General features: G+C 61.0%; 13 protein-coding genes. 4 read left to right on the forward strand and 9 right to left on the reverse strand.

Features of this window, described 5'->3' with window-relative positions:
- Positions 1-13 precede the first annotated feature (13 nt).
- From WC026_RS04555 to putA, 4 genes are all read right to left on the reverse strand, one after another.
- Entirely contained in the window at positions 14-334 is a 321-nt protein-coding gene (locus tag WC026_RS04555; protein WP_372709619.1) for a hypothetical protein, read from the reverse strand.
- Positions 335-584: 250 nt separating this feature from the next.
- Complete coding sequence (locus tag WC026_RS04560) at positions 585-992, reverse strand: EF-hand domain-containing protein (protein WP_372709620.1); 408 nt, start codon at positions 990-992, stop codon at positions 585-587.
- A gap of 319 nt (positions 993-1,311) precedes the next feature.
- Positions 1,312-1,929, reverse strand: a complete 618-nt coding sequence (locus WC026_RS04565; protein ID WP_372709621.1) for a response regulator — start codon at positions 1,927-1,929, stop codon at positions 1,312-1,314.
- Positions 1,930-2,175: 246 nt separating this feature from the next.
- Complete coding sequence (gene putA, locus WC026_RS04570; RefSeq protein ID WP_372709622.1) at positions 2,176-5,361, reverse strand: bifunctional proline dehydrogenase/L-glutamate gamma-semialdehyde dehydrogenase PutA; 3,186 nt, start codon at positions 5,359-5,361, stop codon at positions 2,176-2,178.
- A gap of 179 nt (positions 5,362-5,540) precedes the next feature.
- Here putA and panC point away from each other — a divergent pair, with 179 nt between their 5' ends.
- Together panC and parE are read left to right on the forward strand one after the other, a co-directional pair.
- Positions 5,541-6,401 (forward strand): pantoate--beta-alanine ligase, encoded by an 861-nt coding sequence (panC, locus tag WC026_RS04575; protein WP_372709623.1) that lies wholly within the window; start codon positions 5,541-5,543, stop codon positions 6,399-6,401.
- A 171-nt stretch (positions 6,402-6,572) separates the two neighbouring features.
- Entirely contained in the window at positions 6,573-8,582 is a 2,010-nt protein-coding gene (parE, locus tag WC026_RS04580) for a DNA topoisomerase IV subunit B (protein WP_372709624.1), read from the forward strand.
- Positions 8,583-8,652: 70 nt separating this feature from the next.
- On the opposite strand, the gene WC026_RS04585 is transcribed toward parE, so the two are convergent.
- Entirely contained in the window at positions 8,653-10,050 is a 1,398-nt protein-coding gene (locus tag WC026_RS04585; protein WP_372709625.1) for a fatty acid desaturase, read from the reverse strand.
- Between the two features lie 324 nt (positions 10,051-10,374).
- Here WC026_RS04585 and WC026_RS04590 point away from each other — a divergent pair, with 324 nt between their 5' ends.
- Both WC026_RS04590 and WC026_RS04595 read left to right on the forward strand, forming a co-directional pair.
- Complete coding sequence (locus tag WC026_RS04590; protein ID WP_372709626.1) at positions 10,375-11,046, forward strand: aquaporin; 672 nt, start codon at positions 10,375-10,377, stop codon at positions 11,044-11,046.
- A gap of 336 nt (positions 11,047-11,382) precedes the next feature.
- The gene (locus WC026_RS04595) at positions 11,383-12,987 is read left to right on the forward strand and encodes a DEAD/DEAH box helicase (protein ID WP_372709627.1); all 1,605 of its coding nucleotides are present in this window, start codon (positions 11,383-11,385) and stop codon (positions 12,985-12,987) included.
- Positions 12,988-13,558: 571 nt separating this feature from the next.
- Here the strand turns inward: WC026_RS04595 and WC026_RS04600 are convergent.
- The 4 genes from WC026_RS04600 to sufD form a co-directional block, all read right to left on the reverse strand.
- Entirely contained in the window at positions 13,559-13,921 is a 363-nt protein-coding gene (locus tag WC026_RS04600) for a HesB/IscA family protein (protein ID WP_372709723.1), read from the reverse strand.
- 96 nt (positions 13,922-14,017) lie between these two features.
- The gene (locus tag WC026_RS04605) at positions 14,018-14,488 is read right to left on the reverse strand and encodes an SUF system Fe-S cluster assembly protein (RefSeq protein WP_372709628.1); all 471 of its coding nucleotides are present in this window, start codon (positions 14,486-14,488) and stop codon (positions 14,018-14,020) included.
- A gap of 11 nt (positions 14,489-14,499) precedes the next feature.
- Complete coding sequence (locus WC026_RS04610) at positions 14,500-15,783, reverse strand: cysteine desulfurase (RefSeq protein ID WP_372709724.1); 1,284 nt, start codon at positions 15,781-15,783, stop codon at positions 14,500-14,502.
- An 8-nt stretch (positions 15,784-15,791) separates the two neighbouring features.
- A complete protein-coding gene (gene sufD, locus WC026_RS04615) occupies positions 15,792-17,126 on the reverse strand; it encodes a Fe-S cluster assembly protein SufD (RefSeq protein ID WP_372709629.1) in 1,335 nt (444 codons plus the stop codon).
- Position 17,127 lies beyond the last annotated feature (1 nt).

Consider the following 17,127-nt stretch of genomic DNA (forward strand, 5'->3'; position numbering starts at 1 on the left):
AAAGAATTGCGAGCTAGATGTCCCCGTACTTCGATTTCGTCTGCATCGAACCGAAATACGTCCCCGTCCAGCGCTCAACCTTTTCCGGCAGGAAAACGAAGCTTTGCACCTTGAAAACCAGGCCGCCACTCAGAACGACCTGATCCTTGACCGGTATCGCATCGGCGGGGAGAAAATAGGCGCAGGTCTGTTTGCCTGCCGATTTATTGACGGTGTTGGCTGCGATTTCTTCGCTGTCGCCGGCCGCGAGCCGCTGCATATAGGCGACCTGTTCGCTTTTAGCGCCGCAGAAATACCCCTTCACGCGGGCCGGAGCTTCAGAGAAAGCGGACATTGACCATCCGGCAATTGCAGCCAAAGCAATGCCTGAGAAAAGTGGAGATGTTGACCGTTGCACGGATAACCTCCGAGGTTGAATTTAGGTCAGTCGAGCGCTTCCTGAGAGAGTCCTTCCCGTGGATGTTTGCTTTTCTTGAAAAGTTGCAGGGAGATTCGGCAAACATCAATCACCGCACTGCCGGATGCACAGACGAACGCGTGGCTATTGTATCCGCCCGGTCACCCGGCAGTGCAGTAATGAGAATTTATTCCACGAGAAGCAGGAATGCTTTCCCGGCGTCGGTCGTTAGCTCTTTATCGTCGAGCGTGCCGTCGTTATCCGGATCCGCTGCCTTGAAACGGGCCTCGACGATGGCTTCGTATTCTTTCTGGTCCAGCGTTCCATCATTGTCAGGATCGGCCGCCTTCAGCCCAGCTTCGTCGACGCGGCCCGATAGCTCTTTCGCATCGAGCGTTCCGTCATTATCCGGATCGAGCTTGGTGAACAGCTTTGCGGCTGCCGCCTTCGCTTCCGGCACGTCAACAGTACCGTCATTGTCCGGATCGAGCGCCGTCAGCGATGCCGATGCAGCCATCGCCTTGTCGAATTGGGCCGATGCGGCCAATCCCGGAACCAGCAGCAATGCGGCCAAGCCTAACAGTTTGAGCTTCATCCGTGTCGAACTCCGATTTAAGGATTGCGTGGGCGCAACCCAGTGCCTCTCGTTCTCGCCCGACAGGATTAATTCCTGAAGACATGAACGAGTTGCACGATACATCAGGATAAATTCCCGATGTAAGGTGATATTTTCCCTATTGAATCGGGAATTTTTCCCATTGACACGGAGGAGGTACGTTAACTTCGCGATGCGGCGTGGGAATTGGCCGGTCTTCCGAAGTCAGGCCAGCGCATTGCGCATGGCGCGCGGAACTCGTCACCGCCGCACTAAAAACCGCGTTGGCTTGGCGGCGTGGCGTCCGACTACCGAAATCCTACACGAGTTTCAACTCGACGGCGATACGGATCATTTCCGAAGAGGTTCGAGCGCCGAGCTTCGTTCTCAGCATCGCGCAGTCAGCCGCTACGGTCTTATACGACACCGAGATATCATTGGCGATTTCCGCCATGCTGCGACCGCGCGCCAGCATCCTCAAAACCTGGTGCTCGCGCTCGCTCAGGAACGTCGTTGCCCCCGGAGCTTTGGCGCGCAGCAGCGCCATTTCCTGGATGAGATCGTCCGAAATCCAAAGATCGCCACGCGCCACGGCGAGAACCGCATTCTTCAGATCGCTGGGGCTGCCATTCTTGCTGACGTAACTCTTGGCGCCGCATTCGATGGCCTGAATGGCCAGCATCGGCGTGTCGCTCATCGAAAAGACGACGACCTTGGCGTCCGGATCGTGCGCAATGAATTCACGCGTCAGCTCGAGGCCCGAGCCATCGGGAAGATTGATATCGATGACCGACACATCGGGAGCTTCGTTTTTCAGCGCCGTGCGCGCCGCCGAAGCCGTGCGCGCCTCGATCATCGTCACGCCTTCGTCTTCGGAAAATAGCGCCCTGCACCCTGAAATGACGATCGGATGATCCTCGACGACGAGTAGCTTCACAAGTTGCCCGCGCTCAGCTTTGACTTCCGGAATGTCATTTCGTTCTAGCGAGGCACACCCGAATATCAACGCTGAATATGTTGGGAATTTTTCCCGATGTGACGGAATTTTTCCTAAGCAAATTCGAAATTCGGCGATGACTGCCATGCGGCGGCGGCGTAAAGACGAGTTCGCTTTCAAACTCGATCTTGCCGTCGAAGGTCGACCCTCAACGCCGCGATGAAATCTTCCCGATGCGCGACGTCATCAACCTGCCGGGTTTTTCCCGCTGAGCAGCGTGTAGTTGCCGCCCGTCGCGGTGATGTCGGTCGAGCGCGTGCGTTCCGTTGCAAATCGTAAAAGATAATTCGGGCCACCCGCTTTCGGACCGGTTCCGGAAAGGCCCTCGCCGCCGAATGGCTGGACGCCGACAACGGCGCCGATCTGGTTGCGATTGATATACAGGTTTCCGACACGCGCATTCTCGGAAACGTATTGGGCGACACTTTCGATGCGGCTGTGAAGACCGAGCGTCAGGCCGTAGCCGGTAGCGTTCAACGCCGCGACGACTTTGTCGAGGTGATCGCGCTGATAGCGGATCATGTGGAGGATCGGCCCGAAGACCTCGTGGTCGAGCTTGGCGAGACGATCGATTTCGAACAGCGCGGGCGTGACGTATGTGCCGGCGCGACAGGCTTCCGGCATCGCAAGGTCGACGATCTCGCGGGCCTCGCGCTGCATGCGAACCTTATGGCTTTCTAGGAGATCCTGCGCCGACTCATCGATGACCGGACCGATGTCGGTCGCATAGTCGAGCGGATCGCCGACATCGAGCGCCTCGATCGCACCGGCGAGCATGGAACGAATTCGCGATGCGCTTTCGTCCTGGACGAACAGGATGCGCGCGGCGGAGCAACGTTGTCCGGCGCTGTCGAACGCTGAGCGCACGGCATCACGGACCACCTGTTCCGGCAAGGCGGAGGAATCCGCGATCATCGCGTTGATGCCGCCGGTCTCGGCAATGAAGGGGACGATCGCGCCGCGCCGGTCGGCGAGCGATTTCTGAATCGCCCACGCCGTTTCGCCGGAGCCGGTGAAGACGACGCCTTCAACGCGTGCATCCTTGACAAGCGCCTCGCCGAGTTTGCCGCCTCCGGTGACGAGATGCAGGACATCGCGCGGAATTCCGGCTTCGTGCAGCAGCTTGACGACGAGAAAGCCTGCAATCGGCGTCTGCTCGGCCGGCTTCGCGATGACCGGATTTCCAGCCGCAAGCGCCGCCGCGATCTGTCCCGTGAAGATCGCGATCGGGAAATTCCACGGCGATATGCAGGCGAACGGTCCGCGCCCCCTGAGCGTCAACGTGTTGTCTTCGCCGGTCGGGCCGCGTAGCCGGATCGAATTTGAAAACAACCGCCGCGCCTCAACCGCATAGTAGCGGAGAAAATCGACCGACTCGCGAAGCTCGGCCTGAGCTGCGTCGAGCGTCTTACCCGCCTCGCGGATAAGCGCCGCCAGCAACGTTACGCGGTCGCGCTCGAAAAGATCGGCCGCCGTTTCAAGAATACGAGCGCGTTCAGCCGCGTCCGTTCGTTCCCAGCGCGCGGACGCATTGCGCGCGCTCGCAATCGCATCCTCAAGATTTTGCGGCGTTGCGAGCCGGACCGATCCGATGCGTTCGCGATGATCGTGCGGCGAGACCGCAAATGCCGCTGCGTCGCCGGCGGTCGTGGCCGTGCCGTTGACGATCGGTCCCGCCGCGAAGGGCGTTTTCAAGACCTTGCCGATATCGGCAAAAAGGGACTGCCGGACGCTTGCCTCGATGAGCGGCAATCCGGCACTGTTCTTGCGCTCTGGAAGATAGATGTCGCGCGGGCGTATGAGCAGCGCCGGGCGGTCGCCGGAGGTATATTCCCGATCCGCGATCTCGACCGGATCGGCGATGATGTCGGACACCGACGTTTCATCGTCGCCCAAGCGGTTGACGAAGGATGTATTAGCGCCGTTCTCAAGCAATCGGCGCACGAGATAGCCGAGCAAATCCTCATGACCGCCGACGGGCGCGTAAATCCGGCACGGACGCCCAAACTGTCCGACGCCGACGATCTGCTCGTAGAGGGCTTCGCCCATGCCGTGCAGACGCTGATATTCGAATTCGATCGCGCCGCCGGCGACGGAGGCCGACGCAATCGTGTGCGCGTTGTGGGTCGCGAACTGCGGATAGAACGCGACAGGCTCCGAAATCAAAAGGCGCATCGCCGCGAGATAAGAGACGTCGGTGTGCAGCTTGCGCGAGAACACGGGATAATCTTCAAGGCCGCGCTCCTGCGCCCATTTGATCTCGCTGTCCCAGTAGGCGCCTTTGACGAGCCGCACCGGAATGCGCTTGCCGGTCTGCTCGGCAAGCCTGCGAAGCCAACGAATGAGCGGGATTGCGCGCTTGCCGTAGGCTTGAACGGCAAGGCCGAGACCGTTCCAGTTGTCGAGCTGCGGATTGACCAGCATCTCGCCGAATATGCCGGCGGTAAGGTCGAGCCGATCCTGTTCCTCGGCGTCGATCGTCAGCGCAAGACCTTTTGCCCGCGCCGCGCGCGCGAGCGTCAACAGACGCGGCGCAAGCTCGGCATGGAGGCGGTGTTCCTTGCCCGGCTCGAAGCGCGGATGCAGCGCCGACAGCTTCACCGAAATGGACGGCCGTTCGAAAATTGCGTCGACATTGGTGGCGGTGAACGGCGGCGCGGCGTTTCCGACCGTGTCGATGGCGGCCATATAGCGTTGGAAGTAACGCTCTGCGTCGCGCTCGGAGCGGGCCGCTTCGCCCAGCATGTCGTAGGAGAAGCGGTAGCCTTTTTCCTCGAAGGCTCGGGCGCGCGACAACGCGGCTTCGATCGTCGAGCCCAGCACGAATTGCTCACCGAGCAGGCGGACCGCTTGGCGCACGGCAAGGCGGATCGTCGGTTCGCCCGAGCGCGCGACGAGGCGTTTCAGCGCTTGCAGAGGATTGGCGCCTTTGGCCTCCTTGAGCTTTACGATGCGCCCGGTGAGCATCAAGCCCCAGGTCGAGGCGTTAACGAGCAGGCTATCGGACTGGCCGAGATGCTTGTCCCATGCCCCGCCCGCGATCTTGTCGGCGATGAATGCGTTCGCCGTTTCGGTATCAGGAATTCTGAGCAATGCCTCGGCGAGGCACATCAGGATGACGCCCTCGTCCGTCGCCAAGCCGTATTCGTGCATGAAGGCGTCGACGCCGGAATGGTCGGCCTTGCTGGCGCGTGCGGTGTGGACAAGCCTGCGCGCGACGTCGGCGATACGCCGACGCTCATCTTCGGCGAAGAAAGCGCGCTCGATCAAGGCGCCGACGAGCCGCGGCTCGTCCGTCAAATATTGCGCGGAAAGTTCATCCCGGGGGGGAAGAGCGCGCTGTAAATCCTCGTGCCGCAATGCCGCGACCATTATTTGTAACCCGCTATATCCAGGCGCCGCCGACGATTCGCCTGCCGGACCAAGCATAGCAGATCGCGAAAATGTCCGCTGCTCTGCTCTCGAACGTAGTCAGCATCCAATTGTCTTGACGGGCCACCTCGTCTAGCGGCAGGAACGGCCTCGATTCTCAGCAGAATAAGGCGCGCGCCGTGAGCCATTCCGTCAAAGCCGTTTCCACCGTCCGGGACCTGAGACACGTCACGGCCGACTGGCGCAGCGCCGGCAAAACGATTGCGCTGGTGCCGACGATGGGCGCGCTGCATTCAGGACATGTTTCGCTGGTCAGGCAAGCCAAAGACCGCGCCGACAAGGTGGTCGTGTCCATCTTCGTCAATCCGACGCAGTTTGCCCCGCACGAGGATCTGGCGCGCTATCCTCGCGATGAAGCCGGTGACCATGCCAAGCTCACGGCGGCCGAAGCCGATCTCGTCTGGAGTCCAAGCGTCGAGGAAATGTATCCGGCGAGCTTCTCGACCGGCATCAAAGCCGGCAGCGCGGCGGCCGATCTCGAAGGCGCGTTCCGGCCGCACCATTTTGACGGTGTCGCGACGGTCTGCGCCAAGCTTTTCAACCAGGTCACGCCCGACGTCGCGATCTTTGGCGAAAAAGACTACCAGCAGCTCGCCGTTCTGCGGCAGCTGGTCGACGACCTCAACATGCCGCTGAAGCTCATCGCCGCGCCGACTGTGCGCGAGACGGACGGATTGGCGCTATCGTCGCGCAACGCCTACTTGTCGGAGAAGGAGCGCGCCATTGCGCCCGCGCTCTATGCGACGATCACCGATGCGGCGGAGAAAATCGCCATCGGAACGCCATTCAGCGTCGTGACAACGGATGCCACGGCACGCCTCGTGAAGGCGGGATTCACGAAAGTCGACTATATTGACATTCGCGACGCTTCGACGCTCAGCGCGTCCGTGTCGCCCGGAAAACCGCTGCGTATCCTGGCCGCCGCATGGCTCGGGAAGACGCGGCTTATCGACAATGTCGCAGCCGGAAGCCCGTCTTAAGTGGCGGTTCGGCCACAAAGCTCATTGCGCGTGGTGGCGTGGGGCGCGGCTCAGTCTATAAGGACGTCTCCAAGATTCGCCTCAGCGGTTCTGCTGTCGTGCGTCAGGCCGCTTCGGGTTCTTTCGGGTTCCGGCGCGTGCCTGTCGGCGTGACATGATTGAGGATTGCTCATGGGCCGATCGCAGATTGATCTCTTTTCGGAATTCGACAGCGAAATGACTGAAAAATCGTCGCGCGCCCGTAAACCGTCAGATAGCACGGGTTACAGCGAGCATGACATCGAAGTTCTCGAAGGCCTGGAGCCCGTTCGCCGCCGCCCCGGCATGTACATCGGCGGCACCGACGAAAAGGCGATGCATCACCTTTTCGCCGAGGTGATCGATAACTCGATGGACGAAGCGGTCGCCGGTCACGCGACATGGATCGAGGTCGAGCTTTCCGCCGACGGCTTCCTGGCCGTCACCGACAACGGCCGCGGCATTCCTGTCGGCCCGTACCCGAAGAACAAAAGCCTGAGCACGCTCGAAGTCGTCCTGACCGTGCTGCACGCGGGCGGCAAGTTCGATTCCAAGGCTTACAATACGTCGGGCGGCCTGCACGGCGTCGGCGTGTCGGTCGTCAACGCGCTTTCGGAAACGCTCGAAGTGCAGGTAGCGCGCGACCAGCAGCTTTATCGCATGGTCTTTTCGCGCGGCATTCCACAGACGAAGCTGGAAAAGCTCGGCTCGATCATGAACCGGCGCGGAACGAAGGTGCGTTTCCGTCCGGACGAGAAGATTTTTGGCAAGGGCGCTGCGTTCAAGCCCGCTCGGCTTCTCAAGATGTCGCGCGCCAAAGCCTATCTTTTCGCGGGCGTCGAGATCCGCTGGAAATGCGCGCCGGAACTCATCAAGGACGACACGCCGCCGGAAGCCGTGTTCCATTTCCCCGGGGGCCTCGCCGACTATCTGACCGAATCGATCGATGGCCGCACGCGCGTCACGAAGGATATTTTTTCGGGCCGGATCGAAAAGGACGGCGGGCACGGCTCGGTCGAGTGGGCCGTCGCCTGGATTTCCGACGAGGACGGTTTTTCGCTCTCCTATTGCAACACCGTGCCGACTGCCGACGGCGGCACGCATGAGAACGGCTTGCGGCAGGCTCTCTACAAGGGGCTTCGCGCCTACGGCGAACTGACCGGAAACAAGAAGGCGCAGCAGATCACGTCGGAAGATGTGATGGGAACGGCAGCCTCGACGCTCTCCGTGTTCATCCGCGAACCGGAATTCCAGGGGCAGACGAAAGACAAGCTGGCGTCAGTCGAAGCGACGAAGATCGTCGAGACGGCGGTGCGCGACGCTTTCGATCACTGGCTTGTGGATTCTCCGCAGCAGGCGACGAAGCTGCTCGAATGGACCGTCGATCAATCGGAAGAGCGTCTGAAGCGGCGGCGGGAAAAAGAAGTCGGCCGGCAATCGGCGACGCGCAAGCTGCGTCTGCCGGGAAAGCTCGCCGACTGCTCGATCCAGCAGGCTGCGGGAACCGAGATTTTCATCGTTGAGGGCGACTCGGCCGGCGGCAGCGCCAAGAGCGCGCGAGATCGCGAAACGCAGGCCATTCTACCGCTGCGCGGAAAAATCCTGAACGTCGCGAACGCGTCGTCCGCGAAGCTTTCGCAGAACCAGCTTCTGGCCGATCTCGTACAAGCGCTCGGCGCGGGCACAGCAGCGAAATATCGTGACGAAGATCTGCGTTACGAGCGCGTGATCATCATGACGGACGCCGATGTCGACGGCGCGCACATCGCATCGCTGCTGATTACATTCTTCTATCAGGAGATGCCCGAGCTGATCGAGAATGGGCATCTCTTTCTTGCCGTGCCGCCTCTCTACAAAGTCTCCGACAAGTCGGATGTCGTCTATGCGCGCACCGAAGCGCATCGCGATCAGCTCCTCGAGACGCATTTCAAAGGCAAGAAGCCGAAGGTCACGCGCTTCAAAGGTCTCGGCGAGATGGACTTCAAGGACCTTAAGGAAACGACGATGGACAAGCGGCGGCGCACGCTGCTGCGCGTCTCAATCGGCGAAGGGGAACGCGACGGCTTATCCGAGGTCGTGAATTCGCTGATGGGATCAAAGCCCGAAGCACGCTTCCGTTTCATTCAGGAGCGTGCAGCCTTCGCCAAGGACCTGGACATCTAACGTCCATCGTCATGGCCAGCACGGCCATGACCGCGAGCGCGTTCAACGCGCATCGCGTGTGAGATCGCTTCTAACCCTCTTTCAGCGAATCCCGGTTTTCGCGCTCGATCGCGTCGGGGTTTCGGACCTTGGCATATTCGAGCGTCGAGGTATCGACGTAGGCCTCTTGCTGGTCCTTCGGCGCGTACTTCTCTCCCAACACCTCGATGACGGTCGGATTTCGGTCCTCGATCTCACCATACGGCGAGTTGAAGTAGCCTTCGACCACGACTCCCTTCTCGCGATATTCGGGGTCCTGCAGCAGCAGTTCGTGTAGGCCATGCAGCTTGTAATGCGGAACCGACGCGTAGATGTGATGCGGCAGGTGGTAGTCCATGCCGAACGGGAACACCGCATAGCGGATGAACGGATTGACGAGAAACACGCGCGAATTCGTATAGCGCCCACGATCAGCATTTCCATGCTGCACCCATTGGCGCATGATCATGAACAGCGGGAAGGTCGTGAACAGAGGAACGATCCAAAGTAGCGCGAAGTAGCTCCACGCCTGCCCCCAGCCGCCGACTTCGATCGCGGTCAACGCCGCATAGAGGGTCGCCATGAAGGCGACGCGACTGATGTTCGTCGTGCGGTGCGAGATGACCGTTTCGACGTGCGCATGCGGAAGCTTGTTCTCGTCGAGGCGCGCGAAGTACGTCACGACAACGGCCGTCAGTGCGCCGAGGGCGGCAAACGCCAGCGCGCCATGTCCTGAGCGAACCAAAGGAACGACTGCAGCCGGGGCGGCAATGGCAAAAAGGATTCCGGCCAGCGTCGGAAGTCTTTCGCCGCGCTTTTCGCGATCGACATAAGGGTTGTTCACGGTCCCGAGCGCGCTGTAGCGAGCGCGCGCAATGGTGTAGCGGAACAAATTCGGCAGCCAGATTTGCTTGCCGAGCGCGGCCAGCATCTCGAAGTGCGTAATCGGAAAATCGAGGTCGTGGCCGCTGTCGTGCAACTGCGCCCAATCGGGATCGCGCACCGGATCGTTGATGAACTGGTGATGCGCGAGGTGGTGCAAACGGAAGTGGAAGGTCGACGTATAGATCGGAAATGCCGCGAACCAATCGGACGCCAGCTCGTTCAAAATCTTGTTCTCGAACAGAATGAAATGCGTGCCCTCGTGAATGATGCCGCCAAACTGATGCTGCGAGGCGCCGATCACGACGATCGCAACAAGCGTCGCGGGGATATTCCACCACCATTCCAAGCCTGCGGCCGCAACGGCGGAATAGCTCCAGAGCGCGCCGCCAATCGCGGCCGCGATCACCAGGTAGACAAAACCGATGTGAGAGAAGTTCGTCGAGTTATCACGCTTCTTCAATTCGCGAATGGCTTCGCCGCGGCGTTGACCCTTCGATCGCGCCGCAGCGGGAGGGCTGACAGTTTCCGCCACCAATTCGGTCTTCGCTAAGGCGTTTGCAGTCATCTGTCGAAAACCCTCGGTCTAGCCGCCAGTTATCAGCATGGCCGTGCATACGCGATTGCTACAAGGCACCCGATCTCACCGTTGCTGAACGCATGTTACGCCTCGGAGCACCAACCAGAAAATCAATTCAGCTAATATGACAAATAAGCAATTCTCGATTTGTGACCGGATTCCAACGCTTTTTTTGCAATCTGATTTAACCGATGTGGGCGCCGCTTGGCTCGCTCCATAAGCCGATCTCAGTTACGATTATTCGGCGTGGCGGCGATTCGGAGCAAGAGAATCGCTGCGCGCGGTGGACATTGCCTCAGGGGGAAATTTTGCATGAATAGCAGAGCAATCGCAGCCGAAGCGTCCGGCACCTTTATGCTTATGGCGTCCGTTCTCGGCGCCGCCTTTTACTCATTCGGAGCGCCCGCGGGCGCAGCCGGCATTCTCGGCGTCGCGTTGTCTATCGGCTGCACCGTCATGGTGATGGCGTATGCGGTTGGCCATATCTCAGGCGGTCACTTCAATCCGGCTGTCACGCTCGGGCTGGTCGCGGGCGGCCGGTTCGAGGCGAGCAAGGCCGTGCCTTACATCATCGCGCAAGTCGTCGGCGCGCTGGCCGCCTGCGGAGTATTCTCGCTCGTCGGTCACACGGGCGCGACGTTCGCTGCGAACGGTTACGGCGAATTGTCCATGCTCAAAGCAAGCCTAACTGAAGTCTTCATTCTCGAGACGGTCCTGACGGCCTTCTTCCTTGTTGTCATCATGGGCGTAACGCGCGCGAATGGACCTGCTCTGCTGGCGCCGGTCGCGATCGGCCTGACGCTCACCGCTATTCACTTGATGTCGATACCGATCTCGAACACGTCCGTGAACCCTGCCCGGAGCTTCGGTCCGGCGATCTTTGCGGGCGGCGAAGCTCTGACGCAGGTCTGGGTGTTCTGGGCCGCGCCGATCCTCGGCGGCGTCATCGGCGGCCTGTTCGGCAAGTGGCTGCTCGAAGACTGATCGCTGTACGTCTGAGAAACCGGAGCGGGGAAACGGTTTCCCGCTTCGGCCCAACAATCGGGATGTCCGGATTACGCTATCCCCTGCCCGTGACAGAAACGCGCGGCCCAACAGTGCGAAACCACCGAGTTTTCCTTGCACTCGCGGCTGATGTGTGCGAGCACGCGGACGTGCCGGAGCGCAGGGGATCGAGTTTGCGCATTTTTTACGCATTTTGATCCGCACTCCCATTTCGGCTTTGGACCTTTTCGGCACCCTATCCCCCTGCGCTCTCAATCGACCGTCTGGTGCTTTCGCGCCGGAGTTTTTGGGTTGTGCAGATGGAGACGTTGACTATTGGACAGCAAGACGTTCGCTGACCTCGGGCTTTCGCCCAAGGTTCAAGCGGCTGTAACGGCCGCGGGATATGTGAATCCCACCCCTATTCAATCCGCCGCTATTCCGGTTGCCCTAACCGGCTGCGACATTCTCGGTATCGCGCAAACGGGCACGGGCAAGACCGCCTCTTTCGTTCTTCCGATGATCACGCGGCTCGAGACGGGCCGCGCTCGTGCCCGAATGCCACGCTCGCTGATCCTGGCGCCAACGCGCGAGCTTGCCGCTCAGGTTGAGCAGAGCTTCGAGAAATACGGTGTCAATCACAAGCTGTCGGTGGCGCTGTTGATCGGCGGCGTGTCGATGGACGAGCAGGTGAAGAAGCTCGACCGCGGCGTCGACGTCCTGATTGCGACCCCGGGGCGCTTGCTCGACCATTTCGGGCGCGGACGCGTCATGCTGATGGGCGTCGAAATCCTCGTCATCGACGAAGCCGACCGCATGCTCGACATGGGCTTCATTCCGGACATCGAAAAAATTTGCAAGCTGCTGCCGCCGCGCCGGCAGACGCTGTTCTTTTCCGCGACGATGCCGCCCGAGATCACACGGCTCGTCGATCAGTTCCTTAGAGATCCGACGCGCATCGAAGTCGCCAAACCCGCAACGACGGCAAAGACGATCACGCAGCGCTTTGCTTACTGTCAGAACGGAGAAGACTGGGCGAAGCGTGAGATGCTTCGTGATCTCATTCGCGACGGCAACGTCAAGAACGCGATCATCTTCTGCAACCGCAAGCGCGATGTCGCGGTGCTCTACAAATCGCTATCCAAGCACGGGTTCAATGCTGGAGAGCTGCACGGCGATATGGACCAGACGAGCCGCACGGAGACGCTGGACAAGTTCCGCAACGGCGAGATCATGCTGCTTGCCGCGTCCGACGTTGCCGCGCGCGGCCTCGATATTCCGGATGTTTCGCACGTCTTCAACTTCGATCTTCCGTGGGCAGCCGACGATTATGTCCACCGCATCGGACGAACGGGGCGCGCGGGGCGGGAAGGCAATTCGACATCTCTCGTCAGTCCGGACGACCTGAAATTCGTCGCCGATATCGAGAAGGTGACGGGCGAAGTTGCGGTCTGGCTCGGCGATCCTCCAAGCGAGGAAGATATCGCGGGCGCAGGCAAAAGGCGCCGGGGTCGCGGCGGACGTGGGGCGTCGCAAGCAAAGTCCAGCCGGCCGCACAGTGGTCGCGAAGCGCGAAAGTCCGAACCTAAGAAAGTCAACGGCGCGCCGCGCCACGACGAGCCCGAAGGCAAGGTCGAACGCCCGCAGCCATCCACGCCACCCACGCAGCAGGCGAAGCGTGAACGTCCTCGTGCGAGCGAGCAGCCGACGCGCGATAAACCGCAACGGCCCGCGCCGCGTCCGCGCGCGGCCGACAGCTGGACGGACGAGCCGAAGGCGGCGCCGCGTCGCGCTCCGTCTGTGGAACGTCCGCCCGCCGCCGAGCCGACTCGCAAGCCGCAACAGGCACCCAGGACGGATGATCGCGTCGGATTCGCGGAGAATATCCCGGCGTTCATGCGCAAACCCTCACGCCCAGCGAAGGTGCCCGGCCGAGGCTAAGAAACGCGCGGCCGAACCGCAGAACGACGCCTCGCTCAAATCGGGCGCATCCAGGATGCGCCCGCCTCGGCGGCGCGTTCTCCTCCTCATCGCCGATCGGATGATAAGCCACCCGGCCTATGGTCGGCGCGTCGGTGCACACCACATCCCCACCACGGACGGCGGAGTGGCACGGTTAGACCTGCAGCCAAAGGAATTTGGCGCCATGACCCTCTCGACAAAGGCTCTCGTCGCGGCCGCTGCGACGGCACTATCCGCTTGCGCTTTCAGTTTGCCCGCCAGCGCTTTCTATCTGGGCTACGCAAACGGCGACCCTGGGAATTGGGGCTTCTACCAGGAGCAGCACAACGGCGCCTCGCCGCCCGCTGCCACAGCGTTTCCCGTTGGCCCTCACCACGCCCGCATAGTTCACAATGGGCGAGAGTATGGCCCCATGAGCGAAGAATGGCGCGGTCACACCCTGGAGCGGATGCCATGATTTGAGCGGGACCAACGACGCTTAGAAAAATCGCAAAAACATGAGGCGCCGCTGGAACAGCGACGCCTCACAAAACATCAACTCCATTTGCTGTCACCGATCGGCCGGGGCAAAGCCCTCCGGCACCACTGGCGCCGGTTCGAGATTGACGCTCTCACCGCAGCCGCAGGCGCTTTTCTGATTTGGATTGTTGAACACAAACTGGGACGAAAGCTTATCGGTCTTGAAGTCCATCTCGGTGCCGAGCAAATACATGATCGCGGCCGGATCGATGAGGACGATGGCGCCCTTATCCTCGATCACCTCGTCGAATTTGCCGATCTGATCGGCCCACGACATCGTATATTCCATGCCCGCGCATCCGCCCTTCTTGATGCCGATCTTCAGCGCCTTGACGCCGGGCTTCTGGGCAATCAACGCCACGATGCGCCCCGCGGCGGCGTCCGTCAGCGTCATGACTTTTGGCATCATTCTAAGCGAGGGCACTCGGGCCTCCGTGGTTCGATGAGCGGTTCCCATATATGGGTATCCGCGTTGCAAAAGCGAGGTATCTCAGAACATGCCGACCGCGAGCCGAGCCTCATCCGACATCCGGCTCTGATCCCAGGGTGGGGTAAACACGACGTTGACCTTCGTATGGGCGACACCCGGTACGGCATTGACGGCGTTTTCGACCCAGATCGGCATTTCACCGGCAACCGGACAGCCCGGAGCGGTGAGCGTCATATCGATAACGACGTTGCGGTCGTCGTCGATCTCGACCTTATAGATCAGCCCAAGCTCGTAGATGTCGGCCGGGATCTCGGGGTCGTAAACCGTCTTCAACGCCGCGACGATGTCGTTCGTCAGGCGATCGATTTCTTCCGACGACAATCCCGTCGATGCTGCGGGCGGCGGAGCTTCGCCGCTGGTTTCCGCAAACGCATTCGCGCCGTCATCGGACGGCGTCACAGGCGGTGCGTCGAGGCCTTCAACGGCCGTTTTCAGAGCTTCGCGCTCTTCGGTCTTCTGCTTCCCGTCCATGCGGAAGCTCCTTACGTAAAGAGATCATGAGCCTTGGTCAGTGCCGTCACCAGAGCGTCAGCCTCGGCTTTCGTGTTGTATAATGCGAAGGAGGCGCGGCATGTTGCCGTTACTCCCAAGCGTTCCATCAGCGGCTGCGCGCAATGGTGCCCCGCGCGTATCGCGACGCCCGACCGATCGATGATGGTCGAGACGTCGTGGGGATGCAGGCCGTCGACCGTAAATGAGAAAATCGCGCCTTTGCCCGGCGCCGTGCCATAAAGCTTCAGCCACGGAAGCTCGGCCAGGCGTTCGGCCGCATAAGCGCCAAGCTCCGCCTCGTGGTGCGCGATGCGGTCGCGGCCGATCTGCATCATATAGTTCAGCGCCGCGTTCAGTCCCACGGCTTCGACAATCGCGGGCGTTCCGGCTTCGAAGCGATGCGGCGGCTTCGCATAGGTGATGCGTTCGAGGGAGACATTCTCGATCATATCGCCGCCGCCTTCGTAGGGCGGCATCGCCTCGAGATGCTCGCGCTTGGCGTAGAGGACGCCGATGCCCGACGGGCCGTATGTCTTGTGCCCCGTGAAAACGTAGAAATCGCAATCGAGATCGCGCACATCGACGGTCATGTGCACTGCTGACTGGCTGCCGTCGATGAGAACGGGAACGCCCTTGGCATGCGCGATGCGGATGATGTCCTTCACCGGATTCACCGTGCCGAGCACGTTCGACATGTGGGTCACGGCGACGAGTTTGGTGCGCTTGGTGATCAACTGGTCGAGCTTTTCGACGATCAGCTCGCCGCGATCGGTCATCGGCGCCCACTTCAGCACCGCGCCGTTGCGCTCGCGCAGGAAATGCCACGGCACGATGTTGGCGTGATGCTCCATGATCGTGATGACGATCTCGTCGCCCTCACCGATGCGTGGCTCGCCGAAAGAGCGCGCGACGAGATTGATCGCGCCGGTCGCGTTGCGGGTGAAGATGATCTCTTCGGCGTGCTGGGCGTTGAGAAACCGGCGCGCGGTCTCGCGTGCCGCCTCGTAATGATCGGTCGCGACGTTCGAGAGATGGTGCAGGCCGCGATGCACGTTGGCGTATTCGAAGCGATACGCGTAATCCATCGCTTCGATGACGGAACGCGGTTTCTGTGCCGACGCGCCGTTGTCGAGATAGACGAGCGGCCGGTCGTGGACTTCGCGAAACAGAATTGGGAAGTCGGCGCGAAGAAGCTCGACGTCGTAAGGCGCGGCGGTCAGGCCCGTTTGCGAACCGGCGCTGCGCACAGCTGCAACTTTCGTTTCACTTCCCATCTGCATTCCTATCCGCGAGCCGTGTGCGCAAGCCAGTTTATCGCATAGGCCATCAACGCCGTGTGAAGCTCCGGATTCTCGATTTTATCGATCGCTTCACCGATAAACGACTCGATCATCAGAGCGCGGGCCTGGCTTTCCGGAATACCGCGCGACCGGCAATAAAACAGCAGATCGGGATCAAGCTCCGCCGATGTCGTGCCGTGACCGCAGACGACGTCGTCGGCGAAAATCTCAAGCTCGGGCTTGGAGTCGAATTCGGCATCCGCCGACAGCATCAGCGCTTGCGACATCTGCTTGCCATCGGTTTTCTGTGCATTGGGCTGAACGATGATCTTGCCCTGGAACACGCCACGCCCGTGTCCATCGAGCACGCCTTTGAACAGCTCGCGGCTTTCGCAGCCGGGCACGGCGTGATCGACGACCAGCGTGGTATCGATGTGCTCGTGCGCGCGGGCCATGTAAGCGCCCGACAAGTCGAGCTTGCCGCCTTCTCCGGCGTAGCGGACGTTGGTCTCGTTGCGGGCAAGTCCGAGCCCTGACGAAAACTGGAAGCCGCGATAGGTCGCGTCTGCTTGGAGTACGACGTCCCAATCGGCGAGATGCACGCATTTGCCGTCATCGACGGCGACCTTGGCATGGTGCAGGGTTGCAGCCTTGCCGACGCTGACTTCGGTCAGCGCATTGCTTTGCGCATCGGGTGTGGAACCCGGAAGGACAACATGCGCCTCGATGATCGTCGCCGTTGCGCCGGCGCCGATCGAGACGAAATTGCGCACGGTCACGGCGTGTCTCGCGCTTCCGGCGCGCACGAAGACGATGAGCAGCGGCTTCGTCAACACTGCCTTGTCGGCAACGCGAACGATGGCGCCGTCGGTCATGAAGGCGGCGTTCAGCGCCGCGATCGCGCCGTTGGCGTCGGATTTCGTCAACGCATCGGCGACATTCGTCGGCGCGGAAGCGAGCGTTTTTCCGAGCGTCGCAATATCGAAGCCCGACGCATCGCTCAGATCATCGAGTTCACTGCGGTGGCGGCCGTTGACGAACGCGATGCGATGCGCGTCGACGTGGGCGAGCGGTCCGAGCGCGACGATCAATTCCGCAATGGTCAGCGCGGTTTCGTCCTGAACGGCCGGCGGCAACGCTTCCTTGAGAGCGCCGCGAAGGTCCGTGTACTTCCATTCCTCGATGCGCCGATGCGGCAGACCGAGAGATCCGAACGCGCCGATCGCTTCGGCGCGCCGGGCCTTGACAGCGGCGCTTCCGGGCAATTTCGCGGCAGAGGCCTCGAACGCCTCCGTCAACGCCTGCTCGGCCTTTGTTTTCATCAATGCCACGTTCATG

Origin of the sequence: Hyphomicrobium sp. (genome assembly GCF_041674905.1) — a bacterium.
Lineage (GTDB): Bacteria > Pseudomonadota > Alphaproteobacteria > Rhizobiales > Hyphomicrobiaceae > Hyphomicrobium_B.

Coding starts and splice junctions, on each gene's coding strand:
- WC026_RS04590 (WP_372709626.1), top strand. CDS start 10,375: ATGAATAGCAGAGCAATCGCAGCCGAAGCGTCCGGCACCTTTATGCTT.
- parE (WP_372709624.1), top strand. CDS start 6,573: ATGGGCCGATCGCAGATTGATCTCTTTTCGGAATTCGACAGCGAAATG.
- WC026_RS04560 (WP_372709620.1), bottom strand. CDS start 992: ATGAAGCTCAAACTGTTAGGCTTGGCCGCATTGCTGCTGGTTCCGGGA.
- sufD (WP_372709629.1), bottom strand. CDS start 17,126: ATGAACGTGGCATTGATGAAAACAAAGGCCGAGCAGGCGTTGACGGAG.
- WC026_RS04585 (WP_372709625.1), bottom strand. CDS start 10,050: ATGACTGCAAACGCCTTAGCGAAGACCGAATTGGTGGCGGAAACTGTC.
- WC026_RS04605 (WP_372709628.1), bottom strand. CDS start 14,488: ATGGACGGGAAGCAGAAGACCGAAGAGCGCGAAGCTCTGAAAACGGCC.
- putA (WP_372709622.1), bottom strand. CDS start 5,361: ATGGTCGCGGCATTGCGGCACGAGGATTTACAGCGCGCTCTTCCCCCC.
- WC026_RS04610 (WP_372709724.1), bottom strand. CDS start 15,783: ATGGGAAGTGAAACGAAAGTTGCAGCTGTGCGCAGCGCCGGTTCGCAA.
- WC026_RS04600 (WP_372709723.1), bottom strand. CDS start 13,921: ATGACGCTGACGGACGCCGCCGCGGGGCGCATCGTGGCGTTGATTGCC.
- WC026_RS04555 (WP_372709619.1), bottom strand. CDS start 334: ATGTCCGCTTTCTCTGAAGCTCCGGCCCGCGTGAAGGGGTATTTCTGC.